Source organism: Streptococcus suis, from assembly GCF_019856455.1.
Lineage (GTDB): Bacteria > Bacillota > Bacilli > Lactobacillales > Streptococcaceae > Streptococcus > Streptococcus suis_AE.
The window spans coordinates 2,270,712-2,284,100 of record NZ_CP082205.1; the positions used below are offsets into that span (position 1 = coordinate 2,270,712).

Genomic DNA, 13,389 nt, shown 5'->3' on the forward strand with positions numbered 1-13,389 from the left:
ATTTCAATCCTTATTTCTGTCCAAATTCACCCAGTGATTTTGGATAGAAATAGGGATTCCTCATCGCTCTGCGATGATAAAACTTAATGGTCAAAAGTGTACATGAAAACAAGCGCTAACTTCAAGCTATTCTTCCTGTCATCATCCCCCAAATAAAACCAGACAATTCTCGTGCAATAGCTGTTTTAGCAACATTTTGTTTCTTATTTTTTCCTAGAACAAGTGTGCGATAACGTCTTCTTAAGCGTTCATTAGCCTTATCCGCATAAGCAATCACCTCCACTCGGTTTCCACTTTGTCTCCTTTTCAATTCTTTGGATTTATACCCAATCGTCCCCTTAGCCAATGATTGTGCAGCTTCTATCAGAAGTCGTCTCACATGGCTATTCCCAGCTTTGGTGATAGCACCTCTTCTCTCCTTGTCGCCGCTAGAATTTTCGCTAGGAGTTAGCCCAAGATAAGAAGCAAAATGTTGAGCTGTCGCAAAGCGATTAAAATCACCGATTTCTGTCACAATGGAAAGAGCAGTTAGTGTTTTAATGCCAATAAAGCAAGAAAGCCGTGAGACCTTCTCTTGATAACTGTCGCTTTGACCCAGTTGCTCAATTCGTGCATCATACCGTTCTATTTGATCTACTAATTTCTCATAGGTCAATAGATATTCTGTCAAAATCTCTGCGTAAAGTCCCTCAGGTTTTAGGGAACGGAGCCAGCGAACATGTTTCTGTGTCCAATTACTGCTTCCCTCGGTATAGCGAAAATCATGTCGGAGACAGAAGGCAAGAATTTGTTGTTTGATTTTCTTCAGAGCCACTTTGTGGTCTGTTCTCATACGGATATATTCTTTGACTTGTTCATCCTCAGCAGTAGGAATATGAACAGGCTGATAGCTACGAAAGGCCAGAGCTTTTGCGAGCTGAGCCGCATCTTTCTTATCAGTCTTAACACGCTTAGATCCTTCCTTCATTACCGTTGTAGGTGCCATCACGATACAGGGAATCCCGTGAGCTTGTAGCTGGTGATATAGGGTAAATCCGAGGCATCCAGCTTCGTAGCCACATAACACTTCTGCATCTTGACCATATAAACGACGAAGCTCATTCACATAGTTCACAATATAGCTAACATTTGGACTAACTTTAGTGCTATGTTTGAATTGATTGGTCATCATATCATAATAGCAGAGTGAAAAACTTTCTTTGTGAACATCCATTCCGATGAAAAGTGTGGTAAAATGAAACATATAAGACCTCCAATTGAGTGTGGTAATTCCTGTTAGAAGTTGATTGTTTTTTTATTCTAGTGTACAGGTAAATCCACGAATTCTCAACTGGGGGTCTTTACATATTGTCTATTTTGCTCTTCTTTACTCATTTCTCCATTAAAAGCAGCGCCATAACTGTAAGAAGCTTGGTAGTAGTCCTTATTCCTATCCCATCCTTCAACACCTTTCTCTACCATTTGTAATTCATTATAGTGTATAAGTGTTCGATTAACTGTCCAACCAACCACTAATATCGAAGCTAATTGACCTAACAACATGAGAGTCAACAAGCGTTTTAACGGAAGTTTCCCTTTTAACACTTCAACTAAAGTTATTACCTTTAAGCCTAGAACATAGACTAAACTCAGGGAAAGAGACAAGAAAAACAATGTCACCACAAACAGAGCAATGCTTAACAAAAGTATCGAAAGGGTTATAGTATTTAGCAACTGTAGATAAAAAAGAATAGATACCGCTAGACTAGCATTGATAAGATAAGTCAATCCCAATATCACTCCGTCAGTCGTTAAGGGCAAAAATATAATTTTTGCAAAACTCTGTCCGGATACTCTTCGAATTCCTGCACTTCTTAAGTCTTTGATGCGATAAATTAGAGTCAATGAAACAAAGGTCAAGAGGCAAAGAACAATACTGATGAGAAATTCCTCGCTCATCAAGAGTGAATAAATAGAATAATAAATAGAATAGCCTGACGAAATCCAGGTGCTATAGCCTTCTTGTTCAATTACCTCAGCTAATTTGTCACTTGTTAGAGAACCAGATACAATCAAATAACTATTCACTAAGTCGCTTGTTTCCGCACTGACTTTAGAAGCACGCTCCCAGCCCTTTGGTAAACTTCCATCTCCGTACACTTCATAAACAAACTTGACCTTTCCATTTTCTTGTGGTTCGACAATACGCCTTGCAATAACACTATCTGTATGAACTGCTAAGCTATTTAAAGCATCTATAAATTCTTCTCGACTGGATAATTCTGAATTGCCACTGCGACCGACAATATCAACAGCATTATAGCTCAAAAATTGTAATTGTTGATTTTCCTGCTGGATCCTGACCACTATGAAAACAGATAGCAAAATTGTTGATAAGAAAATAAACCACTTCCTCATCTCTATCTCCTTACTATTAAAAAGACAGCTAGGCTAAGAACTACTCAACCTAGCTGTTGCCAATAATATCACCAGTAATTGTAATAAAATGCAGCGGGTTCTCCAAATTCGGTTCGAATATAGGCACGAGAAGTTTTACCAGGATCTGCGAACGCTTTTGCTGAGTTAGAATTTTTACGGCTAACAACTGTCGAACTATGGTGCTTACTACCGTGATAGTAATTAGAAAAGGCTCCATTATTTGTAGCCCCATAGGTCCAAACGCCTCCATCAGGATATTGTGTCCAAGCCGCTACTGTTGGAATCACTGTAAACATTGTTAAAATAGCACCGAGTAAAGCGAATGATTTTTTCATGATATTTTCCTTCTTTCTATTTCTACTAACCAAAAGTACATCCTACCCCACCAGATGAGTTGCCGGTTGGGTTTCATAGATATCTTCATCTGGCTCACCAAAAATCCGAATGACCGAGATAAGTAAGACCAATATGGCGATTGTCATATATGTGACCTTCTTTTTCATCCGTCCCTCTCCTCCTCTCTGATGGGATTTTTTCTTGAATACCTCAATTCCTATCAAGAATATCGTTTCCGTTCTTCCTTTTCTCCTTTCTACCCTATAGAAATTGATGTATATTTTATACCATTATGATATACTATTTTTACAAATATTGTCTATTTTGTTACATATTTTCACATTTTTTGAAAGGTGTAGTTTATGCGGTGGGATTACGGAAGTGTATATAAGAGTATTCGGAAAAGTAAGCATTTAAGTCAGGAACAGATTTGTGGGGATTATCTCAATCGGGCAACCTTGTCACGTTTCGAGAAAAATCAGAACATTCCTAGCTATGAGCTCATGCGGTTCTTACTCAAACAGGTGGATATGAGTTTTGAGGAGTTTGAATACCTCTGTAACTACTACCAGCCCAGCCAACGCCAACAATTGCTCTACGATATAGATAATCTCAGAAATCCGACCACTAAGACCATGGAGGATTTGATAAAGCGTTGCCAGGACCATTTGAAAAAAGAACCCAATGATATTCCTATTCACAGAAAGTGCCTCCTCCTGGAGACCGTTGTAGCTATTCGAAAAAGTTCTTCTATCACCCAGCTTTCCGACGAGGCTGAAACCCTGTCCAAACTCCTCTGGTCCCAACTAGAAGGATACGATAACTGGTACCATAACGATATTATCTTAGTAGGTACTCTTCTGTCCAAGATTTCTTCACTTGATACCCTTGAAGAAACTGCCAATCTTCTTCTAAAACGATTGGAAAAATACAAGGATTACAAGAAAATTCAACCCACTATACTGTCACATTATCGATCACTTTCTTATTTTTTCTTGGAACAAAGACAGTACAGCAAGTCTACTTGTTTTGCCACCAAACTCATGGACCTAGCCAAGAAAGAAAAACGCTATGATCAACTAGCCCGTGCCTATGTCTATCTAGGCATAGCCCAAAACAAGCAGGAACTGATTGACAAAGGACTACACATCTTAGAATGGACAGACGAGCAAACTCTACTCGACAACCTCAAAAAACTTATCAAACAACACCAAACTGACTGAATTTCGGTCAGTTTTTTATGTGAGTACGAAAAAACGACCCTTTCGGATCGTTCTACTTTATATTTTAATAATATTCCCCTTGTCTGTAATCCCAAGAGTTGAAATGGTCAGACAAGTGCATCATGATTTTATCAATGTCCAGACCCTTACGGATAACAACTGGGCACGGGCTGATAGAACGGCTGTCTGCACCTTGTTCTGGAATGAGTTTACCATCTTTGTCTACCATAGACACCATAACCCCTTGCTCATAGCGGGTTTCAATGGTCTTGTCTGGCTGGATAGATGCTACGTAGTCATCCGCCTCGATAATCAAGTCTACCTTAGACGCGATACGCTCACCAATACCTTCTACCTTACCACGATTTCCCTTACCTGACGGGTTAGCAGATGACGCATAGACCATACGGCCTTCCTTTTCCCACATTTCCTTGGCAATCTGCTCGCCAGCTACACCAAACTTGATGACAAAGCATGAAGTCCCACGCACGTCAGTCATCAACTCTTCACGACCATCGCCATAAGCCTGCAACTTAGCATAAGCCTCTGGTTTCCACGGCAGGATACAACCCAACAAAATGTCCTCATCCCAATGTTTTTGGTAGAAAGCATCAATCTCAGGAGTCAACTGAGCCAACTCACGAAGCTCCTCCATGCTACCACAAAGGACAACACCCGGCTTATTACGCTTACGCTCTTTAGCATCAAACTTACGCTCCAAGCCAGCCTTGTCGGCAGTCATGATGATGTAACCAACCTTAGTCGGGCAGACAATCACGCCTCCCTCACCCTTGATAATGTCAAAACCTTCTTGTGAAAGTGCGCCATCCCAGTGAATTTGTTTCGTCATAATAATTTCCTCTTTTCTTTTGTTCCATAGCAGAGCGATCTGCTAGTTTTCTAATATTTCGTAGAAGTCTTTCAGTTTACTTTTAGTACTAGCTCTAACTGTCTGGGAGACAGTCAGAGGTTGGAGATAAAACGAACATTGTTCGTGTCAACGAGCTGCAGACAGCTTCAACAGTCAGAGTAGTGACTGTTGAAGTTTAGAAATCATACTTACGATAGTAAGTAACGCTTGTAAAGTACGGCAAAGCGAGTTCAAATAATGATGAAATTATTTGAAGTTGGAAATAGGGAAACGGAGTTTCCTCGTTCGTCGCAGTAATAAAAGATAAAATGAAAGACTCTATTCTTGCCAATAACTTGGCCGATTCCTCTCATACTCCTCAATCAAATCCTGATACTGAAGGGTAATACCAATATCATCCAAGCCATTGAGCAACTTGTGTTTCCAGTCCTGTTCGATGTCAAATGGGAACTCCCCAAAAGGCGTCCGTATCAACTGATTTGCCAAATCAACTGTGATTTCCTGATCTGGAGCCAGCTGAGCCAGTTGGTCCCTGACTTCTTTGGGCTGGATAATAGGTAATATCCCGTTATTTAAGTCATTGTTGTAATGAATATCCCCAAAGGAGCCTGCAATGATGACCTTGAAGCCATAATCTGCCAGAGCCCAAGCAGCGTGTTCCCTAGAAGAACCTGCTCCGAAGTTATCCCCAGATATGAGGATACTAGCGCCTTGATACTCAGGCTGATTGATAATGAAATCAGGATTGTCCGTGTAGTTATCATCCAAGTACCGCCAAGCATAGAGCAGATACTTGCCGAAGCCCTTTTTGTCAATCAGCTTGAGAAACTGCTTGGGCAAGAGCTGGTCGGTATCAATATTATCATTCATGAGCGGAACAGTCGTCCCTGTCCATGTGGTAAATTGGTGCATTAGACTCCCTCCTTGAGAATGTCTAGCTGTCTAGTGTCAACAAATCGTCCATAAAGCGCAGCTGCGGCAGCCATAGCAGGACTACACAAGTGGGTCTTGGCCCCAAAGCCCTGTCGGTCTTCAAAGTTCCGATTACTTGTGGAGGCACAGTGGACACCTGCAGGCACCTTATCTGGATTCATGCCCAGACACATGGAGCAACCGGGATCCCGCCACTCAAAACCAGCCTCCATAAAAATCTTGTCTAGCCCAAGCTTTTCTGCAGCTCGCTTGACAGGGCGACTGCCTGGTACGACAATAGCCGTAACCTGCTCTGCTATTTTCCGCCCCTTAACAATCCTAGCTGCCAGCTGCAAATCGCTGAGGCGAGCATTGGTACAGGAGCCTAGGAAGACATAGCCAACAGGAATGTCCGCAGCCTTTTGCCCAGGAGCCAAGTCCATGTAAGCGTAAGCCCGCTCGTCGTTGTGGTCACGGATGGCTGGGAAGATTTCGTCAAAGCTAACCCCCATAGCAGGTGTGGTCCCCCAAGTGACCATGGGTGCCAAGTCTGACACATCAAGGACTAGATGCTTGTCATAGACGGTGTCGGCGTCTGAGTAGAGCTCCTTCCAATCAGCCACCGCCGCATCGAAGTCCGCTGGTGCACACTCCCGACCTCGCAGGTAGTCAAAGGTGGTCTGGTCTGGAGCCATAATGCCCATCTTAGAGCCGAACTCAATGGACATATTGCAAATGGTCATCCGCTCTTCCATGCTGAGTCGGTCGATGACTGGCCCTGCAAATTCCACCACATGCCCTAAGCCACAATCCACGCCGTAGCGGGCAATCAGAGCCAGAATAAAGTCCTTGGCATAGACACCATTTTGAGCCTGACCGACAAATTCCACTAGGAGTCGCTTAGGTTTAACCTGCCAAATGGTCTGGGTAGCGAGAACGTGCTCTACTTCAGAAGTACCAATCCCAAATGCGATAGCTCCAAATGCTCCGTGAGTCGCTGTATGGCTATCTCCGCAGACAATGAACTTACCTGGCTGTGTCCTGCCTGTTTCTGGTCCAACCATGTGGACAATCCCCTGATGTTCCGAACCGTGGGCTGCGTGGGGAATGCCGAAATCTTCTATATTCTTAGCCAAGGCATCCATCTGAGCCTTGGAAATGACATCACGGATATTGTGAATATCAACGGTTGGCACGTTGTGGTCAAAAGTCGCAAAGGTCAAGTCTGGTCGCCGAACCGGTCGCCCTGTATCCCTCAGTCCTTGAAAGGCCTGAGGACTGGTCACCTCATGGATATAGTGCTGGTCCACATAGAGGAGCTGGGGCTGACCTTCCTGCCCTGTAATCACATGGCGATCCCAAAGCTTATCGAAAATGGATTTGCCACTCATGGTGACCTCCTTTCAAGTTGGGCAATAATAGCCACTGTCATTTCTTTGGTAGAGGCGGTCCCACCCAGATCCTTGGTGAAAATGCCTTCTGCAAAGACTGCTTCAACTGCCTGGCGAATGGTATGACCCGCTTGGACCAAATCAAAACTTTCTTCCAGCATCATGGCAACAGATAGAATCATACTGACAGGATTGGCAATGCCCTGACCTGCAATATCGGGTGCCGAACCATGGATAGGTTCATAAAGACTAGGACCTGCCTCCGCATGACTAGCAGAAGGCAGAACCCCTAGCGTCCCTGTTAATACGCTGGCCTCATCCGACAAAATATCTCCGAAAAGATTTTCCGTCACCAAGACGTCAAATCGACTAGGATTGGTAATCAAAAGCATGGCTGCACTATCCACCAACTGGTGCTCCAAGACCACATCTGGGTAGTCCTTGGCCACCTCATCCGCCACCTTCCGCCATAATTTTGACGTCGCCAGTACATTTTGTTTATCAATGCTGGTGACTTTTTTTCGTCTTTTTTGGGCTAGGTCAAAGGCAGAGCGAACAACTCTTTCGATTTCCTCAGCTTGATAGGTATTGCTATCGCTGGCTTGGTCTGTTTCCAGAATATGCTCTCCAAAATAAATCCCGCCTGTCAACTCCCGTACCATGACCAAATCCACACCATCCAGCCGGTCGGCCTTCAGAGGAGAATAGTCTTTCAGGCTATTAAAAATTTTCACCGGACGGATATTGGCAAAGAGACCCAATTCCTTCCGAAGTTGAAGCAGACCTTGTTCTGGTCGGACAGCCGCATCATCGTATTGAGGGCTACCGATAGCTGCTAACAAAATCGCATCCGCCTGACGGCAGGCTTGTAAGGTAGCATCTGGTAGAGGATGGCCAGCCGCATCAATCCCAGCACCACCAAAAGCTCTCTCCTCAATCTCATAATCAAATCCTACTTGCCCAGCCACAGCCTCGAGAACTGCTAGACCAGCCTCCATGATTTCAGGACCGATTCCATCACCAGCCAAGGCTACAATTTTTTTCGTCATACTTCCTCCTAGATGTGTGGCAAGTCTTTCTCTGATAGTTTCTTATCTATCTGTCCACTATTTTCTTTTTGCACCATGACATTAGCATGGATATAGGCAATGGCAGAGGCTTTCACCACGTCAAAGTCAATACCAGAGGCATTGAAGATAGTTTCCGTTGCCTTGTTTTCTACAGCGACAAGCACACGCGCCTGGGCATCAATCCCATCGGTGATGGCATCAATATGATACCGTTCCAAGCTAATCTCTTGGTGGAAAAATTGGTCAATAGCATTAAAGACAGCCTCAACAGAACCCTTGCCTGACTCTGCAACAACCACTTCTTCCTCATCCTGATTGATGAAGATGACCTGAGCCTGAATACTTCCGTCAGACTGACTATCCAAACGCAAATCTTTAAATTGGAAACCATCACGGTTGCTAATTTCTGTCCCAGCTACCAAGGCACGAATATCTGCATCCGTAATTTTTTCCTTCTTGTCTGCCAGTTTTTTGAAACGAGCAAACAAGCTAGCAACGTCTCCTTCTTCAAAATACAGGTCTAGTTCTTTCAGCTTTTCTACAAAGGCATGGCGACCAGATAGTTTCCCCAGTGGCAGAGAATTTTTCTTGACCCCTACCAACTCAGGTGTAATGATTTCATAGGTCAATGGATTTTTCAAGACACCATCTTGGTGTATACCTGACTCATGAGAGAAGGCATTGCCACCGACAACCGCCTTATTGCGTGGAATGGCAATCCCAGAAAAGCGAGATACTAATTCCGAAGTATTGAGCGTTTCCTTAAGAACAATCGGACTAGTCACATCATAGAAATCTTTCCGAATCTCAAGAGCAACAGCTACTTCTTCAAGGGCCGCATTCCCTGCTCGCTCACCGATACCGTTGATGGTTCCCTCGACACGACCGGCACCGTTTTTAATGGCCGATAGGGTATTGGCAACAGCCATACCTAGGTCATTATGGCAATGCGGACTGAAAATAATCTCACGGTCCGATTTGACGTTTGTTGTCAAGTAACGGAAAATTTCTCCGTAGTGCTGAGGAGTCGTAAAGCCGACTGTATCTGGAATGTTGATGTAGGTCGCACCAGCATCTACCGCTGTCTGCACAACTTCTAGCAAGTAATCCAACTCCGTCCGTGTCGCATCCTCTGGCGAGAATTCCACCACCTCAAAACGCTCACGGGCATAGCTGACATGTTCAGTGATTTGCGCCAAAATTTCTTCTTTGGTCTTTTGAAGTTTAAATTCACGGTGAATGGGGCTGGTCGCAATGAAAACATGAATCTGCGGATACTTGGCATCTTTTAACGCCTCATAACAAGCATCAATGTCTGATTTGACTGACCGTGCCAAACCTGTCACAGCTGTCTTGGTCATCGCCGCTGCAATCTGACGGACCGCTTCAAACGAATCAGGACTAGCCGCTGGGAAACCTGCTTCAATGGCAGAAATTCCCCATTTTTCCAACTGCTTGGCAATGGTCACTTTTTCCTTGATAGAAAAATTCACACCCGGCGTCTGTTCACCATCTCGCAAAGTTGTATCTAAAAATTCAATCACACGCATAAGAATACCTTTCTAAACAATACAAACTTCAATACTATCGTCCTTGAATTTACTTTTAGTACTAGCTCCAACAGTCAGAGTAGTGACTGTTGGAGGTGGGAAATAGAGCGAACTTAGTTCGCATCAAAAACCGCAGGCTTAACTGGAGTTAGGCAAGGCGAGTTAACGAAGTAATAAAAGTAAACTAAATGACGATAAAAAAGAAAACACCTCGAGGATAACTACCTGCGAGATGTTGTCAACAGCGCCCGCTTGGTAAGCCAAACAGGACTAATGCTACCTAGCGCACTAGCCCGACCGTCGCAACAACAAAGCAAAAAATTTTGTAGTGACAGGTTTCATTTGACTTTTTCCTTTCTGTGTTTTACTTGTTTTCCATGATAACGTACTTTTTTTCACTTGTCAACAGAAAAATGGAAATTTTCTGAAAAATCCGAACAATGCTGCAATTTGCACAAATCCAGATAATAGAAAACCAAACCCGTTCGAGGTTTGGTTTTACAGTTCATTTTAATTCCGTCTGGAACTGCTAAAAATTGCCACCAGCAATACTGCTCCAAAGACAGATGGAACCAAGGCCATACCAGCAAACTGTGGACCCCAGTCACCGAAGAGCAACTGGCCAACCCACGAACCTGCAAGACCAAGGATAATATTTCCCAAACAACCACGACGGTCATCTGATGAGGTCAAGGCTCCGGCAATCAAGCCAATAATGGCTCCCGCGATAATGCTTGTTAACATTCCGTATTCCTCCTTATTTACAAAATGGGAGTGGGAAAGAACTCGACTAGGTCAAAAAGAGTTCGTCAACAAGTCCTTATTTCCAGTTGTTGAGTTGAAACAGTCTATCCCCAGACTGTTTCACTCCCGCCCCCGCACAGCTCAAACTGTCTGGGGGACAGTTTGAGGTTGGAGATGAAGCGAACTCTGTTCGCATCAGTCGTAATGGTCAGATTTGGAGTGCAAAACACGAATTGCTGATATTTGCTTCGCAAATACTATCTCCAACCTTTAACAGTCCACTGGACTGTTAAACCCAATCAACCACTGCGCTGAGATGTTGATACGAACTCTGAGAAGTGATCCTGAGCTTTTTGCCCAGTTTCATTCAAATATCATTAGATTGCCCACTCACCGTCACGGAAGATCGGCACACGAGTACCGTCTTCACGGATACCGTCAATATTCATCTTGTTAGAACCAATCATGAAGTCTACGTGGACATCTGAACGGTTAAGACCGGCTTCTTTGAGCTCTTCTTGGCTCATTTCCGTACCACCTTCGATAGAAAAGGCATAGGCTTGACCAATCGCCAAGTGGTTTGAGGCATTTTCATCAAAGAGAGTATTGAAGAAGGTCACGCCTGATTGAGAAATCGGGCTCTTGTCTGGCACAAGTGCAACCTCACCGAGACCGCGAGCACCAGCATTATCAAAGACCAATTTCTTCATGACTTCGTCGCCTTTTTCAGCGGTTACATCTACGATTTCACCATCTTTGAAGGTTACTTTGATGCCTTCGATGATGTTACCGTTGTAGCTGAGTGGTTTTGTAGACGTTACATAACCGTCTGCCACACGGTAGTCAGGTGCTGTGAAGACCTCTTCTGTTGGCATATTGGCGATAAAGTGTTCACCTTGGGCATTGACCGAACCAGCCGCTTCCCACAAGTGATTCTTCGGCATACCGAGAACGAGGTCAGTCCCTGGTGCTGTGTAGTGTAATTTGACAAACTGCTCGTCGTTGAGGACCTTAGCCTTAGCCACCAAGCGTGCTTCGTGCTCTTCCCAAGCCTTGATTGGATCTTCCTCGTAGATTCGGCAAGTCTTGAAGATTTGATCCCAAAGAAGATCCACTGCCTCTTCGTCAGATGCTGCATTCGGAAAGACTTTTTTGGCCCATTCCAAACCAGAGGCTGCACCAAGTGTCCAGCTGATTTTGTTAGCTTGGGATGCTTGTCGCATTGGGTTCAAAGCCTGGCTGAGTGCACGAGCGTTGCGAGACAATTTCTCTGGGTCAACGCCATCGTAAGCACCTGGATCTTCTGACAAGACAACCAAACGGCTGGCCTTACGCTCCAAAAGGTAGTTCATTTCAGTAACGCGTTGTGGATGAACTTGTTCCAAGAGTTCCACATCAACATTAACCAACCGCTCACGCGCAATCACATCGTCCAACCAATTGACCAAGACTTCAGCCGCACCGTGGGCGTAAGCTTCTTTGACAATCATGCGTGCCAACTCAGCTTGTTCCACACCGATTGTCAATTGAACCGTGTGACCTGGCTGTACATTGATACCTGTTGAAACCAAGAGTTTAGCATATTTAGCGAGATTTTCTTTAAAATTTGGTAATACCATTTTTTTCTCCTTTGTACTTTGAAATACCCTATTATTGTATCATATTTTGAAGCTAGACAGATAAAAAAACTTCCTGCTGATACAGGAAGTTGAAAAGGTTTGCTCTGGGAGATAGTTGAAGCTTGGAGATGAAACGAATGGAGTTCGTGTCAGCAAGCCGCAGGCTGCTTCAACAGTCAGGGTAGTGACTGTTGAAGGTTGGAAATCTTACTTACGATAGTAAGTAACGCTCGTAACGTACGCCAAAGCGAGTTCAAACAATCCAGTGGAGTGTTTGAAGTTGGAAATAGAGGCTGGGCAAAAAGTCCAGCACCGCTTCTCAACGTTAGTGTCAACATCTCAGCGCAGTGGTTGATTGGCAGATTTGTTCGTATTTTACACTCCAAATCTGACCTAATCAACTGTGCGAGGGTGGGAAGACGAACTCTTCTATGAATGGTCGAGTTCTTTCCCACTCCCCATCTACCAACGTAATAAAGCAAACTGTAAGTATGTATACTCAATGAAAATTGAAGTCAGACTAGGCGACGCAGATGTAGATAGAACTTAAGTTCATCACACCAAGTCAACAACGTCTGACTTCAATTTTCGCAGAGTATTAGTTACCAAAAACTTTTACACGGTCACTATCCGCCATATAGTCTTTGTCTGCTGCTGGCGCTGCGATGCTTCCGAATGGTGCTTGGGCACGGAGTTTCCAGTTAGCTGGGATACCGTATTTTTCAGCAACTTGTGCATCAACCAATGGGTTGTAGTGTTGTACGTTCATGCCGATGTTTTTCTCAGCGAAAGCCAACCATACTGCGTACAAGTTGATACCGTGAGCTTGTTCAGACCAGATTGGGAAGTTTTCAGCGTAAAGCGGGAAGCTCCCTTGCAAGCCTTTGACCACGTCTTGGTCTTCGAAGAACAAGATAGTACCTGCACCTGCTGCAAAGCTAGCCAAACGACCTTTTGTGCCTTCAAACGCTTCTGCAGGCGTTACTTTTTCCAATTCGCTATAGGCAATTTCGTTCCAAAATGCTTCTGATTCCGCACCGAACAATACAACTGCACGGCTTGATTGTGAGTTGAAAGCTGATGGAGCTTCTTTCATGGCTTTCTCAACAAGTGCTACTACTTCTTCATTTGATACTGGCAAGTCTTTACCAAGTGCGTAGATTGAACGGCGAGTTTCTTGAAGTTTTGCAAAGTTTGACATATAGTTTCCTCTTTTCTATTTGTTACTACTTAGTGGTATCTATCACTATGTAGA

General features: G+C 44.0%; 12 protein-coding genes. 1 reads left to right on the top strand and 11 read right to left on the bottom strand.

Annotated elements, in window-relative coordinates; all coding sequences use genetic code 11:
- Positions 1 to 121: 121 nt before the first annotated feature.
- The 3 genes from K6969_RS10895 to K6969_RS10905 all read right to left on the bottom strand — a co-directional run bounded on the left by K6969_RS10895 (position 122) and on the right by K6969_RS10905 (position 2,753).
- Positions 122 to 1,243 carry an IS110 family transposase gene (locus K6969_RS10895; RefSeq protein WP_321537345.1) on the bottom strand — a complete coding sequence of 374 codons (1,122 nt, stop codon included), beginning with the start codon at positions 1,241 to 1,243 and terminating at the stop codon, positions 122 to 124.
- An 83-nt stretch (positions 1,244 to 1,326) separates the two neighbouring features.
- The gene (locus K6969_RS10900) at positions 1,327 to 2,397 is read right to left on the bottom strand and encodes a hypothetical protein (RefSeq protein WP_321537412.1); all 1,071 of its coding nucleotides are present in this window, start codon (positions 2,395 to 2,397) and stop codon (positions 1,327 to 1,329) included.
- 68 nt (positions 2,398 to 2,465) lie between these two features.
- The gene (locus K6969_RS10905) at positions 2,466 to 2,753 is read right to left on the bottom strand and encodes a lactococcin 972 family bacteriocin (RefSeq protein ID WP_029173121.1); all 288 of its coding nucleotides are present in this window, start codon (positions 2,751 to 2,753) and stop codon (positions 2,466 to 2,468) included.
- 363 nt (positions 2,754 to 3,116) lie between these two features.
- Between K6969_RS10905 and K6969_RS10910 the strand changes: the two genes are divergently transcribed.
- Entirely contained in the window at positions 3,117 to 3,977 is an 861-nt protein-coding gene (locus K6969_RS10910) for a helix-turn-helix domain-containing protein (protein WP_029173120.1), read from the top strand.
- Positions 3,978 to 4,041: 64 nt separating this feature from the next.
- Here the strand turns inward: K6969_RS10910 and K6969_RS10915 are convergent, their stop codons facing one another.
- The 8 genes from K6969_RS10915 to K6969_RS10950 form a co-directional block, all read right to left on the bottom strand.
- Positions 4,042 to 4,827 (bottom strand): L-threonylcarbamoyladenylate synthase, encoded by a 786-nt coding sequence (locus tag K6969_RS10915; protein ID WP_014638675.1) that lies wholly within the window; start codon positions 4,825 to 4,827, stop codon positions 4,042 to 4,044.
- A 339-nt stretch (positions 4,828 to 5,166) separates the two neighbouring features.
- Positions 5,167 to 5,760, bottom strand: a complete 594-nt coding sequence (leuD, locus tag K6969_RS10920) for a 3-isopropylmalate dehydratase small subunit (RefSeq protein WP_029173119.1) — start codon at positions 5,758 to 5,760, stop codon at positions 5,167 to 5,169.
- A complete protein-coding gene (gene leuC / locus K6969_RS10925) occupies positions 5,760 to 7,151 on the bottom strand; it encodes a 3-isopropylmalate dehydratase large subunit (protein ID WP_024378842.1) in 1,392 nt (463 codons plus the stop codon). Before leuC ends, leuD begins: the two co-directional genes overlap by 1 nt.
- Positions 7,148 to 8,200: a 3-isopropylmalate dehydrogenase gene (gene leuB, locus K6969_RS10930; protein ID WP_029173118.1), complete on the bottom strand. Its 1,053-nt coding sequence runs from the start codon at positions 8,198 to 8,200 to the stop codon at positions 7,148 to 7,150. Before leuB ends, leuC begins: the two co-directional genes overlap by 4 nt.
- Positions 8,201 to 8,208: 8 nt before the next feature.
- Positions 8,209 to 9,771 (bottom strand): 2-isopropylmalate synthase, encoded by a 1,563-nt coding sequence (locus K6969_RS10935; RefSeq protein ID WP_024398507.1) that lies wholly within the window; start codon positions 9,769 to 9,771, stop codon positions 8,209 to 8,211.
- Between the two features lie 510 nt (positions 9,772 to 10,281).
- On the bottom strand, positions 10,282 to 10,515 hold the full coding sequence (locus tag K6969_RS10940; RefSeq protein WP_029173117.1) for a GlsB/YeaQ/YmgE family stress response membrane protein: 234 nt from the start codon (positions 10,513 to 10,515) through the stop codon (positions 10,282 to 10,284).
- 377 nt (positions 10,516 to 10,892) lie between these two features.
- Positions 10,893 to 12,134 carry an aminopeptidase gene (locus K6969_RS10945; RefSeq protein ID WP_029173116.1) on the bottom strand — a complete coding sequence of 414 codons (1,242 nt, stop codon included), beginning with the start codon at positions 12,132 to 12,134 and terminating at the stop codon, positions 10,893 to 10,895.
- Positions 12,135 to 12,732: 598 nt separating this feature from the next.
- Positions 12,733 to 13,335 (bottom strand): nitroreductase family protein, encoded by a 603-nt coding sequence (locus tag K6969_RS10950; RefSeq protein WP_029173115.1) that lies wholly within the window; start codon positions 13,333 to 13,335, stop codon positions 12,733 to 12,735.
- Positions 13,336 to 13,389: the final 54 nt, after the last annotated feature.

Excerpts from the sequence above, each read along its gene's own strand:
- leuB (WP_029173118.1), bottom strand. The coding sequence starts at position 8,200 with ATGACGAAAAAAATTGTAGCCTTGGCTGGTGATGGAATCGGTCCTGAA.
- K6969_RS10905 (WP_029173121.1), bottom strand. The coding sequence starts at position 2,753 with ATGAAAAAATCATTCGCTTTACTCGGTGCTATTTTAACAATGTTTACA.
- K6969_RS10900 (WP_321537412.1), bottom strand. The coding sequence starts at position 2,397 with ATGAGGAAGTGGTTTATTTTCTTATCAACAATTTTGCTATCTGTTTTC.
- K6969_RS10935 (WP_024398507.1), bottom strand. The coding sequence starts at position 9,771 with ATGCGTGTGATTGAATTTTTAGATACAACTTTGCGAGATGGTGAACAG.
- leuC (WP_024378842.1), bottom strand. The coding sequence starts at position 7,151 with ATGAGTGGCAAATCCATTTTCGATAAGCTTTGGGATCGCCATGTGATT.
- K6969_RS10910 (WP_029173120.1), top strand. The coding sequence starts at position 3,117 with ATGCGGTGGGATTACGGAAGTGTATATAAGAGTATTCGGAAAAGTAAG.
- K6969_RS10940 (WP_029173117.1), bottom strand. The coding sequence starts at position 10,515 with ATGTTAACAAGCATTATCGCGGGAGCCATTATTGGCTTGATTGCCGGA.
- K6969_RS10915 (WP_014638675.1), bottom strand. The coding sequence starts at position 4,827 with ATGACGAAACAAATTCACTGGGATGGCGCACTTTCACAAGAAGGTTTT.
- leuD (WP_029173119.1), bottom strand. The coding sequence starts at position 5,760 with ATGCACCAATTTACCACATGGACAGGGACGACTGTTCCGCTCATGAAT.
- K6969_RS10950 (WP_029173115.1), bottom strand. The coding sequence starts at position 13,335 with ATGTCAAACTTTGCAAAACTTCAAGAAACTCGCCGTTCAATCTACGCA.
- K6969_RS10895 (WP_321537345.1), bottom strand. The coding sequence starts at position 1,243 with ATGTTTCATTTTACCACACTTTTCATCGGAATGGATGTTCACAAAGAA.
- K6969_RS10945 (WP_029173116.1), bottom strand. The coding sequence starts at position 12,134 with ATGGTATTACCAAATTTTAAAGAAAATCTCGCTAAATATGCTAAACTC.